The sequence below is a fragment of the Oceanicaulis sp. genome (assembly GCF_965284345.1).
Classification (GTDB): domain Bacteria; phylum Pseudomonadota; class Alphaproteobacteria; order Caulobacterales; family Maricaulaceae; genus Oceanicaulis; species Oceanicaulis alexandrii_A.
This window is the reverse complement of sequence record NZ_OZ260073.1, coordinates 248,670-272,252: the sequence shown is the minus strand read 5'-3', so window position 1 is coordinate 272,252 and position 23,583 is coordinate 248,670. Positions and strand designations below refer to the sequence as shown.

General features: G+C 62.9%; 18 protein-coding genes and 1 tRNA gene. 13 read left to right on the top strand and 6 right to left on the bottom strand.

Features of this window, described 5'->3' with window-relative positions; all coding sequences use genetic code 11:
- Nucleotides 1-57 precede the first annotated feature (57 nt).
- Nucleotides 58-1,893 carry a DNA helicase RecQ gene (gene recQ, locus ACQ66J_RS01310; protein WP_430430171.1) on the bottom strand — a complete coding sequence of 612 codons (1,836 nt, stop codon included), beginning with the start codon at nucleotides 1,891-1,893 and terminating at the stop codon, nucleotides 58-60.
- A gap of 117 nt (nucleotides 1,894-2,010) precedes the next feature.
- On the opposite strand from recQ, the gene ACQ66J_RS01305 reads away from it, so the two are divergent.
- The 7 genes from ACQ66J_RS01305 to astB all read left to right on the top strand — a co-directional run bounded on the left by ACQ66J_RS01305 (nucleotide 2,011) and on the right by astB (nucleotide 11,126).
- Complete coding sequence (locus ACQ66J_RS01305; RefSeq protein WP_430430170.1) at nucleotides 2,011-3,219, top strand: CaiB/BaiF CoA transferase family protein; 1,209 nt, start codon at nucleotides 2,011-2,013, stop codon at nucleotides 3,217-3,219.
- 153 nt (nucleotides 3,220-3,372) lie between these two features.
- Nucleotides 3,373-4,440 (top strand): OmpA family protein, encoded by a 1,068-nt coding sequence (locus tag ACQ66J_RS01300; protein WP_430430169.1) that lies wholly within the window; start codon nucleotides 3,373-3,375, stop codon nucleotides 4,438-4,440.
- A 267-nt stretch (nucleotides 4,441-4,707) separates the two neighbouring features.
- The gene (locus tag ACQ66J_RS01295; protein WP_430430168.1) at nucleotides 4,708-6,000 is read left to right on the top strand and encodes a cystathionine gamma-synthase family protein; all 1,293 of its coding nucleotides are present in this window, start codon (nucleotides 4,708-4,710) and stop codon (nucleotides 5,998-6,000) included.
- A gap of 15 nt (nucleotides 6,001-6,015) precedes the next feature.
- Nucleotides 6,016-7,275, top strand: coding sequence for a hydrolase (locus ACQ66J_RS01290; RefSeq protein WP_430430167.1), 1,260 nt, complete (start codon nucleotides 6,016-6,018; stop codon nucleotides 7,273-7,275).
- A 24-nt stretch (nucleotides 7,276-7,299) separates the two neighbouring features.
- Nucleotides 7,300-8,322: an arginine N-succinyltransferase gene (locus ACQ66J_RS01285; protein ID WP_430430166.1), complete on the top strand. Its 1,023-nt coding sequence runs from the start codon at nucleotides 7,300-7,302 to the stop codon at nucleotides 8,320-8,322.
- Nucleotides 8,322-9,773: a succinylglutamate-semialdehyde dehydrogenase gene (gene astD / locus ACQ66J_RS01280; protein ID WP_430430165.1), complete on the top strand. Its 1,452-nt coding sequence runs from the start codon at nucleotides 8,322-8,324 to the stop codon at nucleotides 9,771-9,773. Before ACQ66J_RS01285 ends, astD begins: the two co-directional genes overlap by 1 nt.
- A 3-nt stretch (nucleotides 9,774-9,776) precedes the next feature.
- A complete protein-coding gene (gene astB, locus ACQ66J_RS01275) occupies nucleotides 9,777-11,126 on the top strand; it encodes an N-succinylarginine dihydrolase (RefSeq protein WP_430430164.1) in 1,350 nt (449 codons plus the stop codon).
- Nucleotides 11,127-11,202: 76 nt separating this feature from the next.
- On the opposite strand, the gene ACQ66J_RS01270 is transcribed toward astB, so the two are convergent.
- The 3 genes from ACQ66J_RS01270 to ACQ66J_RS01260 form a co-directional block, all read right to left on the bottom strand.
- Entirely contained in the window at nucleotides 11,203-12,144 is a 942-nt protein-coding gene (locus tag ACQ66J_RS01270) for a beta/gamma crystallin-related protein (RefSeq protein WP_430430163.1), read from the bottom strand.
- Nucleotides 12,145-12,252: 108 nt separating this feature from the next.
- Nucleotides 12,253-14,022 carry a gamma-glutamyltransferase gene (gene ggt, locus ACQ66J_RS01265; protein WP_430430162.1) on the bottom strand — a complete coding sequence of 590 codons (1,770 nt, stop codon included), beginning with the start codon at nucleotides 14,020-14,022 and terminating at the stop codon, nucleotides 12,253-12,255.
- Between the two features lie 83 nt (nucleotides 14,023-14,105).
- Nucleotides 14,106-16,142 (bottom strand): AsmA family protein, encoded by a 2,037-nt coding sequence (locus ACQ66J_RS01260; RefSeq protein WP_430430161.1) that lies wholly within the window; start codon nucleotides 16,140-16,142, stop codon nucleotides 14,106-14,108.
- 178 nt (nucleotides 16,143-16,320) lie between these two features.
- On the opposite strand from ACQ66J_RS01260, the gene ACQ66J_RS01255 reads away from it, so the two are divergent.
- Together ACQ66J_RS01255 and ACQ66J_RS01250 are read left to right on the top strand one after the other, a co-directional pair.
- Entirely contained in the window at nucleotides 16,321-17,112 is a 792-nt protein-coding gene (locus tag ACQ66J_RS01255) for a M48 family metallopeptidase (RefSeq protein ID WP_430430160.1), read from the top strand.
- Nucleotides 17,113-17,227: 115 nt separating this feature from the next.
- Nucleotides 17,228-17,304 (top strand) — tRNA-His (locus ACQ66J_RS01250).
- A 42-nt stretch (nucleotides 17,305-17,346) separates the two neighbouring features.
- Here the strand turns inward: ACQ66J_RS01250 and ACQ66J_RS01245 are convergent.
- Nucleotides 17,347-18,873, bottom strand: a complete 1,527-nt coding sequence (locus tag ACQ66J_RS01245; RefSeq protein ID WP_430430159.1) for an AAA family ATPase — start codon at nucleotides 18,871-18,873, stop codon at nucleotides 17,347-17,349.
- Nucleotides 18,874-19,124: 251 nt separating this feature from the next.
- Here ACQ66J_RS01245 and ACQ66J_RS01240 point away from each other — a divergent pair, with 251 nt between their 5' ends.
- Nucleotides 19,125-19,778 (top strand): hypothetical protein, encoded by a 654-nt coding sequence (locus tag ACQ66J_RS01240; RefSeq protein ID WP_375548823.1) that lies wholly within the window; start codon nucleotides 19,125-19,127, stop codon nucleotides 19,776-19,778.
- A 28-nt stretch (nucleotides 19,779-19,806) separates the two neighbouring features.
- On the opposite strand, the gene ACQ66J_RS01235 is transcribed toward ACQ66J_RS01240, so the two are convergent.
- Entirely contained in the window at nucleotides 19,807-20,223 is a 417-nt protein-coding gene (locus ACQ66J_RS01235) for a DUF6491 family protein (protein WP_430430158.1), read from the bottom strand.
- Between the two features lie 71 nt (nucleotides 20,224-20,294).
- Between ACQ66J_RS01235 and ACQ66J_RS01230 the strand changes: the two genes are divergently transcribed.
- The 3 genes from ACQ66J_RS01230 to ACQ66J_RS01220 all read left to right on the top strand — a co-directional run bounded on the left by ACQ66J_RS01230 (nucleotide 20,295) and on the right by ACQ66J_RS01220 (nucleotide 23,547).
- Nucleotides 20,295-21,449, top strand: coding sequence for an NAD(P)/FAD-dependent oxidoreductase (locus ACQ66J_RS01230; protein ID WP_430430157.1), 1,155 nt, complete (start codon nucleotides 20,295-20,297; stop codon nucleotides 21,447-21,449).
- 56 nt (nucleotides 21,450-21,505) lie between these two features.
- A complete protein-coding gene (locus ACQ66J_RS01225; RefSeq protein WP_430430156.1) occupies nucleotides 21,506-22,306 on the top strand; it encodes a hypothetical protein in 801 nt (266 codons plus the stop codon).
- 86 nt (nucleotides 22,307-22,392) lie between these two features.
- On the top strand, nucleotides 22,393-23,547 hold the full coding sequence (locus ACQ66J_RS01220; protein WP_375548827.1) for a DUF2336 domain-containing protein: 1,155 nt from the start codon (nucleotides 22,393-22,395) through the stop codon (nucleotides 23,545-23,547).
- Nucleotides 23,548-23,583 lie beyond the last annotated feature (36 nt).

Below are 23,583 nucleotides of genomic sequence, written 5' to 3'. Positions count from 1 at the left end.
TCCTAACTTTTGTGCGTCGGAGGCGGTTAACACGCAATTTATCGTGTCTTGGGGGTGCTAAATTTCACTTTCAATTACAGCGAGAAATTCGGCGCCGTACCGCTCAAGCTTGCGGGCGCCTACGCCGAAGATGCGTGACAAGTCTTCCTGAGTGCGTGGCTTGCTGGCCGCCATTTCAATCAAGGTGCGATCCGCAAAGATGGTGTAAGCGGGTTTGCCGGACTCCTTGGCGAGCTCAAGACGCTTTTTGCGCAGTGCAGTATAAAGCGCCCGGTCGGTCTCCGAGAGCAATTGGTCGGCCGCGTCGCTGGGCCGCGCCCGGGCAGAGCGAACGCCGCGTTGCTCCTCCGGCGGACGCAGCTTGATCGGGAGCTTGCCGAACAGGATCTCTTTGCCCTTGGGGGTGATGATCCACTCGCCATGCCCATCGATCGGCTGATCAATGGCGCCGGAGGCGAAGAGCTGACGAAACACGCTCATCCATTGGTCCTTGGACAGGTCTTCGCCGACGCCGAACGTGGGCAAGGCGTCATGACCGCGCGCCAGCACCTTGTCGGTTTTCAGGCCGCGCAGAACGCTGATCAGATGCTCCAGGCCGAAGCGCTGGCCCGTGCGGGCGATCGCCGACATGGCCTTTTGCGCCAGAACCTGGCCATCAATCAGCTTGGGCGGGTCGTCACACAGATCGCAATGTCCGCACGGTTCGATCTCGTCGCCGAAATACCCCAGCAGGGTCTGGCGGCGGCACTGGGGGGCTTCGCAATAGGCGATCAGCGCGGACAGGCGCCGCAGCTCCATACGTTTGCGCTCTTCGTCTGAATCCCCATCATTGATCTGGCGACGGCGTAGCGCGGCGTCAGACAAGGACCAGAGCATAAGGGTGTCAGCCGGATCGCCATCGCGTCCGGCGCGTCCGATCTCCTGATAATAGGCTTCCATGGAGCTGGGCAGGGCGGCGTGAAGCACATAGCGGACATCAGGTTTGTCCACACCCATGCCAAACGCGATGGTGGCGCACATCACCACCCCGTCGCCCTTGACGAATTCGTCCTGCCGGAAACTGCGGGTCTGGGCGTCCAGACCCGCATGATAGGACAGGGCATAGACATTCTCGGCTTGCAGCTTGGCGGCGATGTCGTCACAGGCCTTGCGGCTGGAGCAGTAGATGATGCCGGCGCGATCAGGGCGCGCCTTGACGAAATCAATGATCTGGGCGGCGCCGGATCGCCGGGCCCCCACCGCCAGATGCAGGTTGGGGCGATCAAACCCCGAGACGAATTCGTCCGGCGCCTGTTCAAATAACCGTCCGGCGATGTCGCGCCGCGCCGCCGCGTCCGCGGTCGCGGTGAAGGCGGCTATCTGTGGGCGCCCTGCGGCCTGAGCAAATTCTGAGATTCTGAGATAATCGGGGCGGAAATCATGCCCCCATTGCGACACGCAATGGGCTTCATCCACAGCGATCATCGACAGGCCCGCCCGGCCCAGCCGCTCCGCCAGTCCAGGAACCGCCATGCGTTCCGGCGCCATGTATAGCAGGCGCAAGCTGCCGTCATCGAGGGCGCGCCACGCCGCTTCGCGATCCTGGGCTTCATCGGTCGAGGTCAGGGCGGCGGCGTTCACACCGACGGCCTGCAAGGCGCTGACCTGGTCTCGCATCAGGGCGATCAGCGGGGATATCACCACTGTCAGCCCGCCTCTGAGCAGGGCGGGCAATTGAAAGCACATGGATTTGCCGCGCCCTGTGGGCATGACGGCGAGAACGTTGTGGCCTTTGAGGACGCTGTCGATGATCTCGGCCTGGCCGGGCCGGAAATCGCGATACCCGAACACGTCCGCCATCGTCTGACGGGCCTGGTCGAGCTGAGGGGAAAGAGTCGAATCGCTGTGCGCCATGGGTGCAGGCTAGGCGGCGGGAGAGCGGGGGCAATACGCAAGGGCTGCTTGCGCTGGCGTGGACACAGGGGTAGCCCAGAGCGCTGAGGGTCTCCACGCGCTGACAGAGGTTTGTCCATGAGCACTGCGCCATTGTCTCACATACGGGTTCTGGATTTGTCACGCGTTCTGGCGGGACCCTGGTGCGCCCAGATTCTGGGCGATCTCGGCGCGGATGTGATCAAGGTTGAAAACCCGAAATCCGGTGACGATACCCGGCGTTGGGGGCCGCCATTTCTCACAGATGAGCATGGAGAGGCCGCAGACGCCGCGTATTATCTGTGCGCGAACCGCAACAAGCGCTCGATCGCTGTGAACATCGCGGACGCTGAAGGCCAGGCGGTGCTGAAACAACTGGCGGCCGAAAGCGATGTCGTGATCGAGAATTACAAGACCGGCGGCTTGGAGAAATACGGTCTTGATTATGACAGCCTCAACGCGATTAACCCTGATCTTGTCTATTGTTCGGTGACCGGGTTCGGTCAAACCGGTCCATGGAAGAACCAGCCCGGCTACGATTTCCTCATCCAGGCCATGGGCGGGCTGATGAGCGTCACGGGCGAGGATACGCCCATGAAAGTGGGCGTCCCGGCGGTGGATTTGTTCACGGGCGTTTACGCCGCTGGCGCTGTGATGGCCGCCTTGCTCGCCCGCACGAAGGGGCAGGGCGGTCAACATATCGACATGGCGCTGTTTGATGTGCAGACGGCTATGCTGGCCAATCAGGCGGCCAATTACTTCGTCTCAGGCAAAACACCGGGACGTCAGGGCAATGCTCATCCCAATATTGTTCCCTATCAGGACTTTCCGACCTCCGATGGCCGCATAGCGGTGGCTGTGGGCAATGACGGACAGTTTCAAGCGTTTGCACAGGCTTTGGAGCGGCCTGATTGGGCGACTGATTCGCGTTTCATGCGCAATGCGGACCGTGTCGCCAATCGCGAGGTTCTTGTCGCTGACATTACGCTCACTCTGAGTGCTGAGACGACGGCATGCTGGACCGAGCGCCTGCACGCCACAGGCGTGCCATGCGGACCAATTTTGGCGCTTGATCAGGTATTTAGCCATGAGCAGGCGCAAGCTCGCAAGCTAGCCTTCAACTTGCCTATGACGGGGGTGGGGGATGCGCCCATGATCGCCAATCCCATGAGGCTGTCCAAGACCGGACCGCAATACCTCAAAGCGCCTCCGCGTTTTGCAGAACACACGTCTGAGGTGTTGCAAGAACGCCTCGGGTTGACTGAAAATGAAATACAGAGCCTGCGAGAGCGCGCTATCGTGTGCTGAGAGGGCCGATTCCACAACAACGCCAGTGGTGTTGTGCAATTAAATCAGGTATCGATGGTTATGACATGGAACTGGAGCGCATCATGATGCGTTGGGGCCTGTGTTAAACTTAATGCTCACACGAAGGGCGTTCTCCGCCCGGAGGGGGATAGGATGAAAATAAAGCTTCTTTCGGCAGTCGCCGTTGGGGCCATCCTCGCCGCGCCGTCCATGGCGGTTGCGGATGAAGGTTGGTACGTCAGTGGTGCGCTGGGTTACGGCGCGCCGGGCGATGTTGACGTCACTGGCAGCCTGAATGGTGAAATTCAGGGTGCAGGCGACATTCGCGAAAAACTGGCCCTGGGTTACCAGTGGAACAGCAACTGGCGTCTGGAAGGTGAGCTGGCTCACCGTTTCAACGACACCGGCGCTGTCGGCAATTTTGAGAACAGCAGCTCGGACTTCCAAGTCTGGTCCGGCATGCTGAACCTCATCTATGATTTCGACACCGGCTCGTTCTGGACCCCCTATATCGGTGGTGGTCTGGGCTGGGTTCAGTCTGACGTCTCCGCCATGGGTTGGGACACCGGCACGTTCAACGCGTCGTCCAACTTCGTTTCGGTTGACGATTCTGACGCGGCTCTCGGCTATCAGCTGATCGCCGGTATCGGCTGGGAACTGGCTCGCAACCTGACGCTGGACACCGAGTATCGCTACTTCGGTTACGGCGAGACGGATTACGCGCCGAACCTCGAGCTGGATCGCGTCGGCGGTCATGAGGCCTGGATCGGCCTGCGCTATCTGTTCTCCGCTCCGGAGCCTGCTGCGCCGCCGCCCCCGCCGCCTCCTCCCCCGCCGCCCCCGCCGCCCCCGCCGCCTCCGCCGCCTCCGGCGCCGGTGTGTGACGACGCTGGCTTCGTGGTCTACTTCGCTTGGGATCGCTCCGAGATCTCCAGCCAGGCTGCTGCGGTGATCAACCAAGCTGTCAACCAGGCTCGCGAATGTGGTGTGGCGTCTGTGAACATCGACGGTCACGCTGACCGTTCGGGCGCAGCCTCCTACAATGTCGGCCTGTCCGAACGCCGCGCTCGTGCGGTTCGCGACGAAATGGTGCGCCTTGGCGTTCCGTCGTCCGCCATCTCTCTCGACGCCTTCGGCGAAAGCCGCCCGGCTGTCGAGACCCCGGATGGCGTGCGTGAGCCGCTGAACCGTCGCGCTGAAGTGATGATCGACCTCAACTAGGTCTATCGCACTGGCGAAAGATTGCGGCCCGGCGCTCCAAGCGCCGGGCCGTTTTCGTTTGAGCAAAGTGTCAGGACCGCAAGGCCATCCCGGACCAATTCATCTTCATTGCGCTGCAACATCTCGCGTCTGTGAGCGTTCGGGCTGGACCTGGCCGACGGCGGCGGGTTGACCCCACGCAGCGCGCGTCGCAAGAACCTGCCATCACCGTATCCGATCTGCACGCCCGTCCGTTCGCGTCGGGGCGTCTTGAAGAAGGACTGGCCCATGAGCAAGCCGGACACCCCTTATCGCAAACGCGCGCTGGGCGACCGCGCGCTGAGCCCTGAAACCCTGATGATGAGCTATGGCTTTGACGCGAAAATGTCAGAGGGCTCCATCAAGCCGCCGGTGTTTCTGACCTCGACGTTCGCCTTTGCGACGGCGGAAGAGGGCGCGGCTTACTTCCGCATCATGGGCGGCAAGAAAGAAGCGGGCGATCCGGAAACTGCGGGCCTTTTGTATTCGCGCTTCAACAACCCCAATATGGAGGTGCTCGAAGACCGTCTGGCGGTGTTTGAGGGCGCCGAGGATGCACTGGTGTTTTCATCGGGCATGGGCGCCATCTCCACGGTTTTGATGGGACACTCAAAAGCCGGGGATGTGATCTTGCAGTCCACCCCGCTCTATGGCGGCACCGAGACCCTGATCCGTTCGATTCTGCCCCAGTACGGCATTTCCAGCGCAGATTTCTTCGCGGGCGCCTCTGAGGACGAAATCCGCAAGGTCGTAGACGCCGCTATGAAACAGGGCCGCATCTCGGTTCTGTATTGCGAGACGCCGACCAATCCGACCAACGAAGTGGTCGACCTTCAGCTGATGGCGAAGCTCGCTGATGAGATCGGTGAACGCCAGGGCCATCGCCCCCCTGTGGTGGTGGACAACACCATTCTGGGCCCGATCGGTCACAAGCCGCTGGAGCTGGGCGGTGATATCGTGGTCTATTCGCTGACCAAATATATCGGCGGCCATTCCGACCTGATCGGCGGCGCCGCGCTGGGCGCCTCTGATCTGATGCTGCCGGTGCGCAAGCTGCGCTCGGGCATCGGCACCAATCTCGATCCGCACACCTGCTGGATGCTGGCGCGTTCGCTGGAGACGGTCACCCTGCGCATGCGCGCCGCCTTTGAAGGCGCACGCAAGGTGGCGGAGTATCTGCGCGACCACCCCAAGGTGAAGCGCGTGCGGTATCTGGGCTTTCTTGAAGACGGCTCGCGCGATTACGAGGTGCACAAGCGCCAGTCGGGCGACATGCACGGCTCGACCTTCGCCTTTGACGTCGAGGGTGGCCAGGCGGCGTCGTTCCGTATGCTCAATGCGCTGAAGGTCGCCAAGCTCGCCGTGTCGCTGGGCGGCACCGAAACCCTGATCTGTCATCCGGGCAGCACCACGCACGCTGCGGTGGCGCCGGACCTTCAGGAACGTCTGGGCTTTGACCCGGGCATGGTGCGCGTGTCGATCGGGGTGGAGAACCCGGACGATCTGATCGCCGATTTCGAGCAGGCCCTCGCTGAAGTCTAAACCAGAAGGATAGCCATGACTGACATCTCCCTCGACCAGGACGAACGCAAGATTCTCGACTGGGTTGAAAGCCGCGGCGATCACATGATCGACACGGTCAAAGCCTGGTCGCAGATCAATTCAGGCAGCCGCAATCTCGACGGGCTCGAGACCATGCGATCTGTGTTGTCTGACGCGTTTTCCGAGCTCGAGGGCGATGTCAGCGCGGTCGAGCTGCAGCCGTCAACAACAGTGGAGCTGGATGGCGAGATCAAGGAGGTGCCGTATACGCCCTCCATGAAGGTCTCAAAACGTCCCGAAGCGCCAGTTCGGATCGTCCTGACCGGCCATCATGACACGGTCTTCCCGAAAGGGTGCGGGTTTGAAGACTGGCGTCTTCTGGATGATGATACGATCAACGGGCCCGGCGTCGCCGACATGAAGGGCGGCCTGCTGGTCATGCTTCACGCGCTTCTGGCGCTGGAGCGCAGCCCCTGGGCCAGCCAAATCGGCTATGACGTTTTGGTCAGCCCGGACGAAGAGATCGGCTCTCTGGGCTCTGGCCCTGTCTTGATGGATCTGGGCGCCAAGGCCCATGTGGGCATGACCTATGAGCCGGCGCTGGCGGATGGCTCGCTGGCGGGCGCGCGCAAGGGCTCGGGCAATTTCTCGCTGCGGTGCCGCGGGCGGGCCGCTCATGCGGGCCGTGAACACCATCTGGGCCGCAACGCCATTGTCGCCGCAGCGGACTTCGCCCGCGGACTGGATCTGCTCAACAGCCAGCGTCCGGACATCACCTTCAACGTTTCGCGCATTGACGGCGGCGGCGCGCCGAATGTGGTGCCGGATCTGGGGATTTGCCGCTTCAATGTGCGGGTGAAAACCGAAGAGGACGCCCTCTGGGCCAAGGCCGAGATTGAGAAACTGGTGCGCGCCGCCGATGCGCGCGACGGGATCACGGCGGACCTTCATGGCGGGTTCACCCGCCCGCCCAAGCCGATGAGCGCCGCCAATCAGCGCATGTTCGACTGGACGCGCACCGCCGGACAGGCCATAGGTCTAGACATAAAATGGGCCGATACGGGCGGTGTGTGCGAAGGCAATAATCTGTGGGCGTCCGGCTGTCCCAATGTGGACACGCTGGGGGTGCGCGGCGCCGACATTCACTCTGACCGCGAAATCGCCAAGCTTTCGAGCTTTGTCGAGCGCGCGCAATTGTCAGCGGTGATGTTGATGCAATTTGCTCGGGGCCGGTTCAACGCTTCGGACGCTCGCGCGCTCAGCTCGGCGGGCTGATCAAAATAAAAAGGGGGACGCGCCATGCTTGTGGTGCGCGCCGCACGGTCTGACGACCATGCCGCATTTGTCGATCTGGCGAGGGCTGCGGGCCCTGGCTTCACCAGCCTGTCGCTTGATGACGAAGCGCTGCACGCCAAGCTGCTCAAGTCTGAACAGGCGTTTGAAGGAAAGCTGCCGGACCGGTCAGACTGCGTCTATCAGCTGATGCTGGAAGATGATGTGACGGGCCAGGTTTACGGAACGGCCGCCGTGAAGGCGCAAGTCGGGGTGAAAAAGCCCTATTTCGACTTCAAGATCTTCACCATCGCCCAGTCGTCAAAAGAAGCGGAGCGCCGCTTCGACATGGACGCCATGTTGCTGGTGAATGATTTCGCCGGCTGCACTGAAGTGGGGTCCTTGTTCGTCAGCGACGCCTTGCGCGGCTCGGGCGCCGGGCGGCTCACTTCGCAATGCCGCTATATGCTGGTGGCTGCGGACCGGTCGCGCTTCGGCTCGCGCATCCTCTCTGAATTGCGCGGCGTGGTGGACGAGCGTGGCGAGTCCGTTTTCTACGAGCACGTCACGCGGCCGTTTTTCCGCATGAGTTTTGAAGAAGCGGATACCCTGTCGGCGTCGACGGACAATCAGTTCATTCTCGATCTGATGCCGCGCAGCGCGATCTTTCTCGACTTGCTGCCCAGTGAAGTTCAGGCGGTGATCGGCAAGACTCATCCCCACGGCGCCAACGCCTTGCGCCTTCTGGAGGATGAGGGCTTCCGCTATGATCGCTATGTGGACATTTTCGACGGTGGCCCGCTGGTCAGCTGTGAGACGGATGACGTGCGCACGATCAAGGATAGCCGTCTGATGACGGTGGCGGACCGTGCGCCAGGCTCTGAGCGGGTAAGGGCGCTGGTCTCAAACAATCAAATGCCTGATTTTCGATGCGTGCATGCAGAAGTCAGCGTCACAGGCGACGCTGTGTCTCTGGATGCCGACGCCGCCCGGGCGCTGAAGGCCAGCGCAGGGCAAACCGTACGTCTGTGGACGAAGGAGCTTAGCTGATGGCGCATTCCGCATTTATCTCAGGTCAATGGGTGTCTGGCGGCGGCGCTGACATCGTGTCTGTCAACCCGGCGGACGGCGAGACGGTCTGGACGGGCTCCAGCGCCTCGCCTGACAGTGTCCGGCAGGCCTTCTCCGCGGCGCGCTCGGCTTTTGAGGACTGGGCGCTGACCTCATATGACGCGCGCCGCGCCGTGGTTCAGGCCTATGGCGACATCGTCAAGGCGGAAGCGGATCATATCGCCCAGTTGATCAGCCGTGAGACCGGCAAGCCGCTCTGGGAGACCAAGGGCGAAGCCGGCGCGATGGCGGCCAAGGTCAGCGTCTCCATCCAGGCCCATGACGAACGCGCAGGACGCAAGGTCGCCGATACAGAATTCGGCGAGGCGGTGCTGGATCACAAGCCTCTGGGCGTGATGTTCGTTCTTGGCCCGTACAACTTCCCGGGCCATCTGCCGAATGGGCATATCATTCCGGCATTGCTGGCAGGCAATACGATCGTGTTCAAACCGTCTGAGCTGACCCCGGCTGTGGGCGAGTTCATGGCGCAATGCTGGGAGAAGGCGGGCTTGCCCGCCGGCGTGCTGAACCTGGTGCAGGGCGCGCGCGACACCGGCGCGGCGGCGCTGGACGACCCGGATCTCGACGGCGTGCTGTTCACCGGCAGCTGGAATACCGGCGCCTTCATTCACAAGAAATTCGCCGGACGCACCGGCATCCAGCTGGCGCTGGAGATGGGCGGCAACAATCCGCTGGTGGTGTGGGACGCGGCCGATGCGGAAGCCGCCGCCCGTATCGCGGTGCTCTCGAGCTATATCACCGCCGGCCAGCGTTGTTCGTGCGCGCGCCGCCTGATCCTGCCGCAAGGCCAGGCGGGGGATCAGGTGGTTGACCATCTGGTGGAGATGATCAAAAAGCTCAGCGTCAATGTCTGGAACGCCGACCCCGAGCCCTTCATGGGGCCGTTGGTGTCCGCGCAGGCGGCGAACCAGGTGCTCAAGGCGCAGGATGATCTGATCGCGCTCGGCGCCAAGCCCATCGTCAAATCCGAAGCCATGGCGCTGGGCGACGCCTTTGTCAGCCCGGGCCTTCTGGATGTGGACGGCGTGACGACGCCGGACGAGGAAGTCTTCGGTCCGCTGTTGCAGGTGCGCCGGGCGGACAGTTTTGAAGCCGCCCTCGCAGAAGCCAATAACACCGCCTATGGCCTCTCGGCCGGGCTGGTGTCAGACTCAGAAACGCTGTGGAAGCGGTTCTGGGCGGGCAGCCGCGCCGGCATCGTCAATCGCAATCGTCCCACGCCGGGCGCCGCGTCCACCATGCCGTTCGGCGGGCCGGGCCAGTCAGGCAATCTGCGCCCGAGCGCGTATTATGCGGCGGATTATGTGGCCTATCCGGTGGCGACCCAGGCGGCGCCGACGGTTGAGAAATTGCCGGTGAAAGGGCTCTAGATCATGACCGCGGTGGAAGCCAATTTCGACGGTCTGGTGGGTCCGACCCATAATTATGGCGGGCTTGCGCCGGGCAATCTGGCCAGCGCGAAGAACTCAGGCTCCATCGCCGCCCCGCGCGCCGGCGTGCTGGAAGGCTTGGCCAAGGCGAAATCATTGGCTGATGCGGGCCTGGTCCAGGGCGTGCTGCCGCCGCAGGAACGCCCCTACATTCCGCAATTGAAAGCGCTCGGGTTCTCAGGCGCTAATGACGGCGCGATCTGGGAAGCGGCCTACAAGGCGCAACCGGCGCTGGCGCTGAACATGTTGTCGGCCAGCTCCATGTGGGCGGCGAACGCGGCGACCGTCAGCCCAAGCGCCGACACATCAGACGGACGTCTGCATTTCACGCCAGCCAACCTTCTGACGGCGCTGCACCGCTCTATCGAGGGTGAGCAGACACGGCGGGCGCTGTCCGCGGTCTTTCCCGATCCAAGCCGGTTCGCTGTCCATAACACGCTGCCCTATCAATCCGCTTTCGCCGATGAGGGCGCGGCCAATCATGTGCGCCTGTGCGCCGAGCATGGCGGGCAGGGCGTCGAGATTTTCGTGCATGGCCGCGACGCGTTTGAAGCCTGGGCGGGCAAATATCCCGCCCGCCAAACCCTGCAAGCGTGCGAAGCCGTCGAGCGGCGCCACGGTCTGAAGCCTGAGCGCACGGTTCATATCCGCCAGTCGCGCAAGGCCATCGACGCCGGCGCCTTCCATAATGACGTGGTTTGCGTGGGGACCGGTCCGGTGCTGTTCTTTCACGAGCATGCCTTTGAAGACAAAGCCGCGGCGCTCGACGCCATCCGCAAAGCCGCAGACGGTCTGTTCGAGCCGGTGTTTGTGGAAGTGCCCGACGCCGAGGTGCCGCTCGGCGATGCGATCACCTCATACCTCTTCAACTCCCAGCTTCTGATCATGCCGGGTGTGGATCGTCAGGTCCTGCTGGCGCCCAGCGAAACCGAAGAGACAGATTCCACCAACGCCTATTGCGCCAATATGGTGGCGGGCAACGGCCCGATCGGCGCCGTGAAATTCGCCCATGTGCGCCAGTCCATGCGCAATGGCGGCGGACCCGCCTGTTTGCGCTTGCGGGTGGTGTTGACGGAAGACGAGCTGAGGTCAGTCAATCCCAAGGTCATGATGAATGACGCGCTTTATGCTGTGCTGACGGCTTGGGCGAACACCCATTACCGCGAAGACCTGGCGCCCGGCGATCTGGGCGATCCGGCGCTGGTGACGGAAGGCCGAACGGCGCTGGATGCGCTGACCGGCATTCTGGGGCTGGGTTCGGATTTTTATCCCTTCCAGCGCGCGGGCGCCTGAGGCTTTCAGTCTGAGAGCAAACACAAAAAACCCCGGCGCTCAGCGCCGGGGTTTTCTTGATGGACCCACCTAGGGATTAGCGCACGCAGAGCACGTCAGCCAGCGCTTCACGGCCCTGGACCGTGCGGCGTTCATCCAGCGACCAGACCGATCCGCGGGCGCGCACCGTGCCGTAATAGACGGCGCGGTTCATCCCGCTGGCCCGGCACAGATCATCCGCGGCGCTTTGACCGCAGCGGCCATAGTTGCCGCCTTCACACGCGGAAACTGCATAGCCGCTGACCGTGGGCTCGGCGAAGAAGACCGTCGCCACGCCGCGCACGCCGCCATCCACACGGTTGGAGCCATAGCCCGGACGCTGGCCGTAATCATCATCACGCGGAATGCGCCGGTTGGTGGCGGAGGTGATCTCGCGGTTCAGATTGAGCGTGCCGAGATTGCGAACATCACGGTCAATCTCGACGCAGCGTCCGCCAAAGTCATCATGCTGACAGAAGGTCCAGTCGCCTGAATGCACTTCGATAGACTGGGCCGCGTCGTTGAAGCCCTGACGGCTGAGATTGGTCGAAGGCTCGATCAAGGTGACGCTGCGGCCGGTGAAGTTCGTGCCGGACCACAGGGTGACGCCATTGTCGCGCGTGCGGCCGCGACGGCCCTGATCATGAACCGGGCGGATCGAGCTGATACGGTCATTGAACGCCCATTGCGTCATGTTCGGCAGATCGGAATCGATGACCTGACACGACCCGCGATAGCTGGCGTCGACACAGACTTCCCATTGGCCGCCACTGATCCGGATCGAGCTGGCCATGTCATTGAAGTTCACCCAGTCGAGATTTTCCGCGTCAGAGTCGATCACCACGGACCGGCCTTGATAGTTCGGTGCGTCATAAAGGGTGATGCTGGCGCCCCGCTGACGATCGCCGCGATCCCCGCGGCCATTGCGCTGGGCTTCCGCCAGATCCGCCACGACGACCAGTCCGGCCAGGGCGGCGAGCATTACAGGGGCGAAACGCATTTCAGTCTCCTAACAACCAGATCAGAGTATGCCTCATTCTATGAAGCCTCCAACCTGAACCGGGACTGAAAGCATTTTCGCCCCGCCATTCATCTACGTCTCAAGACCTTAATAGCCCTGAGCGTTTCCGTCCTTGCGCATTTCGCTGGCGCCATAGAGCACGCCGGTCTCGCGATCGCGCCAGATGGCTTGATAGCCGCCAAAGCCGCCATCGCTATCGCCGATGACATGGCCGCGCGCTTCCAGCGCGGCGCGGACTTCTGAAGGCACGCCGCTTTCCAGATGCACCACGCCAACGCCGGCGGTTTCACCCGCATCGCCAGTTTCTGACGTTGAGCCGTCATGGCGCCAGCGCGCGGCGTCGCCCGCTTCTTGCACATTGAGGCCGAAATCGATGATGTTGGACACGATCTGCACATGGCCCTGGGGCTGCATGCCGCCGCCCATCAGGCCGAAGCTCATCACGCCATCGCCGTCCTGGGTGATCATGGCGGGGATGATGGTGTGGAAGGGCCGCTTGCCCGGCGCATAGACATTGGGATGGTTGGGATCGAGGCTGAACAGCTCGCCGCGATCCTGGAACATGAAGCCCAGACCATCGGGCACCAGGCCAGAACCCATGCCGCGGAAATTGGACTGGATCAGCGACACCATCATGCCGTTGCCATCCGCCACCGTCAGATAGGTGGTGTCGCCGTCTTCCAAAACGGCCGGGTCGCCATGGGTGACGCTCGCCATCGCCTGCTCCATGGAGATGAGCGCGCGTCGCTGGTCAGCGTAAGCCTCGCTCAGAAGCGCCTCGACCGGGGCCGGGGCGAAGTCAGGATCGGCGTAAAAGCGCGCCCGGTCTTCAAAGGCGAGGCGCTTGGCCTCGATCTGCACATGCAGGGCGTCCGCGCTCATATAGCCCATGCTGGCGAGGTCATAGTCTTCGAGGATTTGCAGCATTTGCAGGGCGGCGATGCCCTGGCCCTGGGGCGGTAATTCCCATACGTCATAGCCGCGATAATTCACGCTGACCGGGTCGACCCATTCCGAGCGGTGATTGGCGAGATCCTCATAGCGAATCCAGCCGCCGATGCGCTGCATATAGGCGTCGATGGTGCGCGCGATCTCACCTTCATAAAAGGCGTCGCGCCCGCCTTCGGCGATCTGCTGCAAGGTGTTCGCCAGGTCCGGATTGCGGAAAATCTCACCCTCGAGCGGGGCGTCGCCATCTTCAGTCAGATACGTGGCGCGCGCGTTGGCGAACTCCTCGAACTGGTCCTGGGCGAACCTGTTTTCGAGGATGGTCATATTGCGATCCCAGTAATAGGCGATGGTCTGGGTCAGGGGGAAACCGTCTTCGGCGTAGCGGATGGTGGGGGCGAGGACGTCCGCCATCGGCATTTCGCCAAAACGCTCGTGCAGGGCGAACCAGCCATCCACCGTTCCGGGTACGGAAACCGGCATGGCGCCCAGCGGCGGAATGGCGCCGTCTTCGCCGACAATCTCGACGACCTCGTCATAGCTCAGGCCCATAGGCGAGCGGCCCGCGCCGTTCAGGCCGTAAACCTGGCGGGTTTCGGGATCATAGACGATGACGAAAATGTCGCCGCCAATGCCGTTGCCCGTAGGCTCCATCAATCCCAAAGCCGCGTTGGCGGCGATGGCGGCGTCCACCGCATTGCCGCCTGCCTTGAGCACGTCCAGCGCGACCTGGGTGGCCAGCGGGTGCGCAGTGGCGGCCATGCCGTTCGTTGCGGTGACCGGAGAGCGGGTGGCGAAATGATCGCCGCTGACCCGGTCGCCGGGATAAAAATCCTGCGCGCCGGCTGACGCTCCGAATTCACTAAAGGCCATGGCGGCGACCACACTGGCGGCGGCGATCTTTTTCATCTGTTTGCTCCCCGAATGTGTTGCAGGCTTAACGCCTGTACATTTGGAACAAGTAGATAAGCCCGCGCCAAAAGGATCAAGACCTAGTTCGGCGCATCCCCTTCTTCGTCGTCTCCGTCTGTCGGTTCGTCGGAGCCGTCGTCATCATCATTGCGGGCATTGTTCAGGAGTTGTCCGAACAGGCCGCGCACCACGTCTTCGGGCGATGCGGGCGCTTCATCGTCGCCGCCATCGCTACTCTGGCCGCCGATCAGCCGCCCGGCTTGCTGGCGCAGCAGGTTGCGCGCGACCGCTTCAAAGTCGATTCCGGCGGAGACATTGTTGAAACCACCGCGCAAGCGCACCGGCACTTCCAGCCCCTGAAGGTCGAGCTCGCCGCCCTGACCGGCCAGAGACTGAACCGCACGCGCGGTCAGGCGATAATCAATGCTCTGCCCGCCCAGATCGATTTCGCCATTACCCAGCACGCGCAGCAGCGGGCTCAGCATGGTCGTGTCGTCATTGCGTACGACGCCATTGGTCACAGTGAAACTGCCGCCCAGGCTTGAGAAGTCGGTTTGCTCGGTCTCGGCGAAGGCGGTGGGCAAGGCGCGGTTCTGCAAGGCCGTCTGAACCGTTCGGATCATCTGGGCCAGGTTCACGCCGCGCAGCGCGCCGTCGGTGAAATCATACCGGCCCGTGCCCGAGAGCGAGTTCATGATGGCCGCAGGGCTGGCGCCGCTGGCGGTGAGGTCCATGTTCATGCCGCCATCGCCGATCAGGCGATCAAACTGCGCCGCCGCGAGCAAGAAGGGCTGCGCCTCCAGCCCGTCCAGACTGGCGTTAAAGGAATAGCTGGGCGTATTGGACCGCGCATTGATGACCGCAATGGCCTCGCCTGTACCGCCATAAAGCTGGAACTGGTTCAGGCGCGCGGTCATCCGGCCCCGATCCACAGTGATCAAAGCGGTCACATTGCTGATCTCGATATCGCGCGCTTTCAGCTCATCGGCGCGGATGGTCAGCTCTGAATCCATCGTGCGCAGGGGCGCCAGATCAATCGGCTCATCGCTCCATTGCGACACGCCTGAATTGGCGCTTCGATTGGCTTGGGGCGCGGTGTCGGCGGGAATGTAAGGAGTGAGGCCGAGCATGGCGGTGCTCAGATCACCGGTGATGCGCGGCCGGGCGCCGGCAGAGTTGAGCGTCAAGTCGCCAGTGGCCGCGATATCGTCAAAACGGATGACCGCATCGCGCAGCCGCACGACGCCGGGTTCGCCTGAGAGGTCCGAGCGGGCGCTGAACTGGCGGAAAATGTCGCCATCTGGCAAGTCTGCGCCCAGATAGCGCGCCAGGGCCCGCAGGGGCAGGGTCACATCGACTTCGCCCTCATAAGCCAGCTCGGAGCTTTCCAGAAAGCGACCCTCCAGCGTCAGGTCAGCCAACGGACCGTTCAGCGTGGTCAGGAAGGGCGTTTCCTGCCCCTCGAAAAAACTACGCAAGGAGCCGAGCTCGATGTTGAACGTCATCGGCCGGCCATCGGCTTGAAACGATCCGCGCAGGCGCACGGGATCATCCACGGAGGGCAGCTCCACGTTCAGATCCAGCGCTTCGATCCGGCGGCTTTGTGAGCCGTCCTCAAAATAGACCGCGCCGTTTTCGATGCGTACATCGCCAAAGCTGGCTTCGAAGGGCAGGGCGCCGGGCTCGCGGCGAAAGCCGTCGCTCGAGGGCGCCGGGGCTATCTGATCCGTATCGGTTCCGAACGTCCAGTTATTGCCGCGCGCGTTCGACTGCAGCCGGATCACCGGTTCGACCAGCACAAATTCCTCAATCTCCACCTGGCGCGACAAGAGCGGGATCAACGCCACCGACACCCGCATTTCCTGCATCTGGGCGAACGGCGCCTCGCCAAAGCCCGGCGCGTTGGCGATTTCAGCGTTCTGGGCGCGCACCTGAAGCTGGGGCAGAATTTGCAGGCGGATATCGCCGGTCAGCCGAACCTCGCGCCCCAGTGTCTGACTGGCGGCGGTCTGGGTGCGTTCCCGAATGAGGTCGGCGGGGATGAGCGCGGGCGCCAGCACAGCCACGCCGATCACCAGAATGAACAGGACGAGCAGGGCGATAATCAGACGGCGCATGGGCTCAGCTCCAAAAATAGCGCGTTCAAGGGCGGGTGCGGCCCGTCCCCCGCTTGCGGATTTCCCGCGATGAGCGACAATGATTCACCATATCGCTCAGCCTGGCCACAGCAGGTAAGGACTGGAAGCGGCGATTTAATGGCGAACAGGCCTGAAGATCATACAGGGGGAGACCATTATGACCGAAGACGAACTGAACGCTCTGCCGCGCGTCACCATGGGGCGCCGCGAATTGCTGGTCGGGCTGGCGGCGGGCACGGTGTTTCCGCTCGCGGGCTGCGCCACCGATGGCGGCTTTGGCGCGGCGCTGGTGTCTGACGCCCAGATCATGCAGGCCTCTGAAGCCGCCTGGGAGCAGGCGCGCCAGCAAGAACGCATCAGCCAGGACCGCACTCTGAACAACCGTGTGCGCCGCGTCGGCCAGCGCATCGTGCCGGCGTCGGGGATGACCCAGTATCAATGGGAATTTGTGGTCTTTGACTCAGACCAGCAAAACGCCTGGGTTTTGCCCGGCGGCAAGGTCGCCTTTTATCGCGGCATTCTTGAGACCATGAGCAATGACGACCAGGTGGCCACGGTGATGGGCCATGAAGTGGCGCATCTTAGCCGCAATCACGCCGCTCAGCGCGCAAGGCAACAAGCCGCGGCGGGGCTGGGGCTCGCTGTCGTCAACGCCGGTCTCGGCGCGGCGAATGTGGAGAACAGCGATACCTGGGCGGGCATTCTGGGCACGGGCGTGACCTATGGCGTGCTCTTGCCCTATTCGCGGCAGCACGAGCTGGAAGCGGACATTCTGGGCGTCGATTACATGGCGCGGTCCGGTTACCGTCCGTCCGAAGCGTTGGAATTCTGGCGCACCAAGGCCGCGCAAAACGCCCGCCGTCCGATCGAGCTGATGTCCACCCACCCCTCAGACGCCACGCGCATCGAAAATCTCGAGCGTCACATCGCCGAACAGGGCTATGCCTGAGTACTGAAACGGGTGTGTGCAAAGCGCAGACACGGGTCTTGCGCGCCGCCGCGCGCGGCGCTAGTTTCCGCGCCCTGCCGACCGGGCTTTCACGCCCCGGCAGGGCGCATAGCGTGCCGCCTTAGCTCAGTTGGTTAGAGCGCTAGATTGTGGATCTAGAGGTCCCCTGTTCAATCCAGGGAGGCGGTACCATTCTCACTCTACATTTTCCGGATGACGCCGCCTTGATCCGCCTCACGCCAGCGCCTGTCTGAGCGCCGTAATCGCCTCCTCCCTTGAGCCGGATACGTCGATGCGGGTCCAGCCTTTGGGTTCGGCTTCGAGCAATTGTTTTTCGAGCACGTCCACCCCGGCGTCCGACGCATCCCCGCGGCGCGCGGCGACGCGGGCGCGCAGCACGTCCATAGGCGCCTCCAGCCAGAGCGTTTTCACCGCGCCGTCGAAATCTCGGGTGATCTCAGCGAGGTTCGCTTCGGACTTTTCCGACAGGAAGGTCGCGTCGAGGATGCAGGCATAGCCTGCGGCGAGGCAGGCGCGCGCCTGAGCGACCAGTTCCGCATAGACGCGGGCCGAGGTTTCAGGGGTGTAGGCGGAGGGCGGCAACGGGGCTTCCGGCGCCTGCCCGGCCATCACCTTGCGGATGACGTCGCTGCGCAAGATGATCGCGCCGGGGCGCTGGCCTAGTGTTGGCGCGATGGCGCTGGCGAGGGTTGATTTACCGGTGCCCGAGCGGCCGCCCAGGGCGATCAGCACGGGCGCCGGAGCCGGGGCGAGAGTCTCAAGCGCCAGATCAAGATAGGCGTCGGCCTCAGCGTGTTGACCCGCCAGACCGCTGGCCATGGCGCGCACGGCGGCGCGCAGCGACAGATAGAGATCAAACAGCGGCAGGCCGTCATAATCCCGGGTCCGGGCCAGATAGCGATTGAGCAGGGCGTTCGCCGCCCAGCCCGCCTTGCACTGCAGGAAATCCATGACCGGGAAGGCGGCGTCATAGAGCACGTCGATCGTGCTCAGCGCATCGTCAAACTCCAGCGCATCATAGCCAACGAGCCGATCGCGCCAGACACAGATATTCTTCAAATGAAGATCGGCGTGAACCTGGCGCACCTTGCCCTGTCTCGCCCGGTCTTCGCACAGCGCGTGATGCGTCTTGAGCGTTGAGTGCGCCAGCTCGCGCCATCGCGCGCTCTTCTCCCGGACGTCTTTGCCCGTCTCCGCTTTTTGCAGATCGCCGCTGATTTGATCAATCAGGCCTGAGACGGTTACAGAGGCGCCGGTTTGGGCGCTCTGCGGCGCGCGCTCATGATTTGCGGCCAGATCGTCGGCGAAGCGCTCGACCTGCGCCATTGTCAGCCTGCCGGCTTCCAGACGCTTGTCGAGCCGGTCCGCATCCGCGAACCGGTGCATCCGCACAAGCCAGTCCACGGGGGTGTCGCCGGGACTGTCGCCGCCGATCTGAAACCCGTCCGGCGTTTTCCAGACCGGCGCCACGTCCAGATACAGCGATTGCGCCCAATCGGTATTGGCGGCCAGCTCCCGTTCACAATATTTGCGGCGCTGGTCGGGCGTTGAATAATCCACAAAGTCGAGGGTCAGAGCGCGCTTGAGTTTCAGGACGATCTGCGGGCCTAAAAACACGTGCGACAAATGCGTGTCGATGCGTTGCGGCGTTTCGCCGTCATGCGCCTCTGACGTGCTCAGATAGGCGACAAGCTCAGCCTGTTCCGGGGCGATGGGGCGAGGCGCTGCGGGCTCAGTCATGAGAGGCGACTCCGGCCAATCTGGTCGCAAGAGGCGTGACGATAGGCGCTCCTGCCGTGCATTGTCATCTGACTCACAGCGGATAAATTCCCCAGAGCCGAGAAATTGTGATTTCTAATTAACTGTTTAAATGGAAGAAAAGCAATTGGTCCACAGCTTCCGCCCAAATCGTTAATACGGGGTCTTGCGAGTCTGGCGAATTGCGACACCATATTTTCTTCACGCGAATCCCTAAGCTCGAAGAGGCGGATATGGGACGGTTGAGTTCAGGCGGGACGACACAGTTTGTCATTATCGAGAGCGATCCGATCTATTCGGACGCAGAACTCGACCGGATTTGCGCGCGCCATGAGATTGCGCCCGCGCATCGCAGCACGCTGAAGCGGGTGCTGGAAGAGGCGGGGCAGGTGTATCTCGATCAGATGCAGCTCAACGGCCGCCCGACCCAAACCATCAGGCTGCGTCAAGATCTGCGCAAGGGTCTGTGCCTTCTGACCGAGCTGATCGAGCTGGTGCCTGATCTCAGGGAGCCGGGGCAGACCGGGGCTGATTCCGCGCACGCCGCGGCCTTGCGTGAAGGGGACCGGCAGGTCAAAGCAGCAGCGACCAGCAGTCTCGCCTTGCTGGCGGATGCACCTTCAACCTTGTCCTATCTGCGCGACGTGTACGAACTGGCGCTGGAAAGCGCAGCTCGCGGCGCGCGCGGCGCGTCAGAGCGCGCCCGGACCCTTGACCGCTGGCGCAGTCCGATCATCGAGTTCTACACCCTGACGCTGGGACGGACCTGGATGGATACCGGCACCGAACATGACGGCGAGCGTTTTGTCCGGGATTGCCTGTCGGTGCTTGAGGAAGGCGCCTCAAGTGAAGAGCACGATCTCGCCGCCGCAGAGGCGACGGGCTAATCCTTCGCTGATTTCAGAGCGGGGCGCTCTACCGGCTCTCACCCTCTGACTGAGCGGCGCGCTCTTCGATCAGCCGCTGCGCCGTCTCTGCGTCCTCCACTTCTTCGATGGACTGGATCTGGCATCGCCCACCATCGGGGACCACCAGATATTCAAATCGCGCATTGCAGATGCGGGCCGTGTCCGGAAAGCTGAGGCCGACCTGCATGCCGTGTTCCAGCCCGTAGCAGGATCGACGGGTCGTCACGAGATAATGGCGGCTCGCGCCGCCGCTCAGCAGCAAATGCTGGTCATCCAGCGTGCTATAGCCGTTGATATTGACCAGGCGCACACACGGTGAGTCCTCAGAGGCCTGAGGCGTGGATTCCGCCTGCGCCATCGCGGCGCCAGACAGCAAAGCGGGCGTCATCAGGGCGACGCCCAGCACGGTTGCAGCAAGTCCCATGGCTATGCCTTTCGTCTCAGATTACATCACTGGGGCCGATATTTGTTTCGCCCCGTGGATACGCCCGCCCCATGTCAGATCGCAGTCTAACCCAAAACCTGGCCGAACACATCGTCATCGTGGGCGGGGGCGCGATCGGCCTAGCGAGCGCCTGGGCGCTTTGTGAAAAAGGCGTGCGCGTCACGGTTCTGGAGGCGGGCAAATCGGGTGAGGGCGCGCTCTGGGCGTCCGGGGGGATGCTGGCGGCGGGATTTGAAGCCTGTTTCGAACTGGATCCCGCTCATCCGCTGGCAGACGCTTATGCCCAGTTTCTAAGCCAGTCCTTGCGGCTGTGGCGCGACTGGGCGCCGATGCTGCAGGCTCTGAGCGGGCCCGCGTTGGGGGAGGACTTTCAAGGCTCTGTCACGCCGGCTTTCACGCCCGCCGAAGAGGACCGGATTGATCGGGCCGAGGCTCTGGCCAAGCGGTTCGGCGTACAGGCGGCGCGGGTTAACGCAGATGAGCTCGCTCACCTTGAACCCGCCCTGGCGAAGGCGCGTGGCGCCTTGATTTTTTCACATGACGGGCAACTCGATAACCGGGCTTTGGGAGGTGTCTTGTCCGACGCTGTTCGAAGCCGGGGCGGCGAGGTTGTTGAACAGCGCCGGGTGGCGGCGCTCGATCGCGTCGCCGGGCAAGTGCGGGGCGTTGTATTAGAGACGGGTGAGCGCTTAGCCGCAGACGCCGTGATCCTGGCGACCGGCGCGGAGCGCTTCGCCGATATGCCTGCCTTCGCGCAGATGACGCCGGTCAAAGGCCAGATGATCCGCTTTGACGCCTCTGGTCTTGCAACGCCCAAACGCGTGGTGCGCGGCTTGTCGATCTATCTGGCGGCCAAATCGGGCGGGCGCCTGATCGCCGGCGCCAGTTCTGAACCGGGGGAAAGGGCGTTGGAGACGGATCCTGACACGCTGGAGCGCCTGAACTCTGCGGCGTGCGCGGCGATGCCGACGCTGGCCGGGCGCCCGGTGGTGGAAAGCTGGGCCGGACTGCGACCTTGTTCGTCTGACGCCATGCCGATCATAGGGGAGGCGGAATCCGGACTGTATCTGGCGCTGGGCGCTTATCGAAACGGGGTTTTGACGGCGCCGGGCATGGCGGAGTTGCTGCTGCAGGCGCTCGGGGCGCATCCAACCACAGACTTGGCGCATGCGTTCTCGCCTGCGCGGCTCGGGCTGAAGGCTTAACGAATGTTTACCACATCGCTGTCAGTCTGGGACGGTAACGATTCGCGGTGTCAGTCATGTCCGATCCAATCAACAATTCAGGCGCAAATGCGCTGTCGCCCTCGAGCCTGATCGCCCGAGCGGCGCAAAGCACAGGCGCGGACTTTGACTTCCTGATGCGCACCGCGGCGCGCGAGAGCGGTTTTGACGCCAATGCGCGCGCGACCACGTCCAGCGCAGCGGGCATGTTTCAGTTTATCGAGCAGACCTGGTTCGCCATGGTGTCGCGCTACGGCGCCGAGCACGGCCTTGAGGATGCGGCGGCGTCCATTGAGCAAAACACCGACGGGCGGTTTCGTGTGTCTGATCCGGCCCAGCGTGAAACGGTGCTCAATCTGCGCCTTGATCCGCAAGCTGCGTCTGTCATGGCGGGCGAGCTGGCGGCGGAGAATGCAAACCGGATCGAGAGCGCCATCGGGCGCAAACCCACGAGCGGTGAGCTTTATGCCGCCCATTTTCTAGGCGCAGGCGGGGCGGTGCGCCTGATCGAGGGGGTTGAAGCCAATCCCAATCAGCGCGCGGATCAGCTGTTTCCCAACGCCGCCGCGGCCAATCGGCCTGTGTTTTATGATAACGGACGCCCGCTCAAGGCCAGCGAACTGATGGAGAAGCTGACCGGAGAGGCTGTGACCCTGACGCGTGAAGTGGCCTCAGTGACGGACGCTTCCTCGCCTGTGACGGCGATGGCGGCCTCCTGGGCGCGCTATGCGCAAGGCGCTTACGGCTCGGCCCGTGTGGGCGACGGCGTGTTGACCCCGGCAGTGGTGGAACTGCTTGCATCTCTGCGCGCTCCAGAGCGCTCGTCTTCCGAAAGATAAATCGGCGATAATTCGCGCAACAGGTCGTTAACTTCTTGTTGAGACCCTAAGGGCGCGAACAGACCAAGTATGAGGCTCGTATTGCCATGACTGTTCAGACCCTACGTGCTCGCCTGACCCGCGATGATATCCAGCGCTTGTCAGACGCCAGTGATGCAGAAGGCCGCGCGCTGGCGGCGCGCAAATTCTGCGCCCGCTTTGCGTCCGTGGACCTGAGCGATGACGAACGCAAGATCGGATCGGAAGTCGTCCGGCTTCTAGCCGATGATGCGGCCGAGCTGGTCCGCCGCTCGCTGTCGGTCACCTTGCAACGCTCTTCGCACCTGCCGCCGGACGTGGCGCGCAAGCTGGCGAACGACATCGACTCCATCGCCATGCCCGTGATCGCCGGCTCGCCGGTTCTCAGCGACGAGGACCTGGTGGAGATCGTGCGCACGTCGCCGTCGCGACGCCAGGCGGCGGTCGCCGCCCGGTCGGACGTATCCGAGATCGTGGTTCATGAGATTGTGGAAGTGGGGGACCGCGAGGCGGTCAAGATTCTCGCTTCGAACAATGGCGCCCGGTTCGACGCCCGCGGCTATGCGTCCGCGCTCAACCGGTTTGACGGGGATGCGGACGTTCTGGATCAGTTCGTGTTGCGCAGCTCCCTGCCGGTCACGATCACCGAGAAGCTGATCGCGCATATTTCTGACAGCGCGATGCAGACCTTGGTGAACCGCCATGCCTTGCCGGCCCAACTGGCCGTCGAGCTTGCAGAGGGCGCGCGCGAACGCGCGACGGTGGATCTTGTCGAGCAAGCGGGTCTGTCAGACGAACCGCGCCGGTTCGTTCAGCAATTGCAATTGAACGGGCGTCTGACGCCGTCCTTGATTCTGCGCTCGCTTTTCCGCGGTCATATGAGCTTTTTTGAGCATTGCATGGCTGAGATGGGCGGCGTCACACACGAAAAAGCGTGGTTGTTGGTCCATGATGCGGGATCGCTGGGGCTTGAGACGCTGTTCAAGCGCGCCGGCATGCCTGAGCGGATCTTGCCCGTGGCGCGCTCGGCTGTATCAGCTTGGCATTCGCTGGAGATCGGCCCGAATGGAACGCCGGACATCATCCGGTTCCGACGCCTCCTGGCCGAACGTATCCTGACCCAGTTCCAGGGCGTGCCTCAGGCTGAGCTGGATTACATTCTAGACCGTCTCGACGCCGATGAGGCGGAGCTGGGCCAGATGCGCCTGTCCGCCGCCAGCTAAGCGCTGGCAGGCAAGACGTCTTGTTCAATTGAAAGA

Excerpts from the sequence above, each read along its gene's own strand:
- recQ (WP_430430171.1), bottom strand. The coding sequence starts at position 1,893 with ATGGCGCACAGCGATTCGACTCTTTCCCCTCAGCTCGACCAGGCCCGT.
- ACQ66J_RS01305 (WP_430430170.1), top strand. The coding sequence starts at position 2,011 with ATGAGCACTGCGCCATTGTCTCACATACGGGTTCTGGATTTGTCACGC.
- ACQ66J_RS01300 (WP_430430169.1), top strand. The coding sequence starts at position 3,373 with ATGAAAATAAAGCTTCTTTCGGCAGTCGCCGTTGGGGCCATCCTCGCC.
- ACQ66J_RS01295 (WP_430430168.1), top strand. The coding sequence starts at position 4,708 with ATGAGCAAGCCGGACACCCCTTATCGCAAACGCGCGCTGGGCGACCGC.
- ACQ66J_RS01290 (WP_430430167.1), top strand. The coding sequence starts at position 6,016 with ATGACTGACATCTCCCTCGACCAGGACGAACGCAAGATTCTCGACTGG.
- ACQ66J_RS01285 (WP_430430166.1), top strand. The coding sequence starts at position 7,300 with ATGCTTGTGGTGCGCGCCGCACGGTCTGACGACCATGCCGCATTTGTC.
- astD (WP_430430165.1), top strand. The coding sequence starts at position 8,322 with ATGGCGCATTCCGCATTTATCTCAGGTCAATGGGTGTCTGGCGGCGGC.
- astB (WP_430430164.1), top strand. The coding sequence starts at position 9,777 with ATGACCGCGGTGGAAGCCAATTTCGACGGTCTGGTGGGTCCGACCCAT.
- ACQ66J_RS01270 (WP_430430163.1), bottom strand. The coding sequence starts at position 12,144 with ATGCGTTTCGCCCCTGTAATGCTCGCCGCCCTGGCCGGACTGGTCGTC.
- ggt (WP_430430162.1), bottom strand. The coding sequence starts at position 14,022 with ATGAAAAAGATCGCCGCCGCCAGTGTGGTCGCCGCCATGGCCTTTAGT.
- ACQ66J_RS01260 (WP_430430161.1), bottom strand. The coding sequence starts at position 16,142 with ATGCGCCGTCTGATTATCGCCCTGCTCGTCCTGTTCATTCTGGTGATC.
- ACQ66J_RS01255 (WP_430430160.1), top strand. The coding sequence starts at position 16,321 with ATGACCGAAGACGAACTGAACGCTCTGCCGCGCGTCACCATGGGGCGC.
- ACQ66J_RS01245 (WP_430430159.1), bottom strand. The coding sequence starts at position 18,873 with ATGACTGAGCCCGCAGCGCCTCGCCCCATCGCCCCGGAACAGGCTGAG.
- ACQ66J_RS01240 (WP_375548823.1), top strand. The coding sequence starts at position 19,125 with ATGGGACGGTTGAGTTCAGGCGGGACGACACAGTTTGTCATTATCGAG.
- ACQ66J_RS01235 (WP_430430158.1), bottom strand. The coding sequence starts at position 20,223 with ATGGGACTTGCTGCAACCGTGCTGGGCGTCGCCCTGATGACGCCCGCT.
- ACQ66J_RS01230 (WP_430430157.1), top strand. The coding sequence starts at position 20,295 with ATGTCAGATCGCAGTCTAACCCAAAACCTGGCCGAACACATCGTCATC.
- ACQ66J_RS01225 (WP_430430156.1), top strand. The coding sequence starts at position 21,506 with ATGTCCGATCCAATCAACAATTCAGGCGCAAATGCGCTGTCGCCCTCG.
- ACQ66J_RS01220 (WP_375548827.1), top strand. The coding sequence starts at position 22,393 with ATGACTGTTCAGACCCTACGTGCTCGCCTGACCCGCGATGATATCCAG.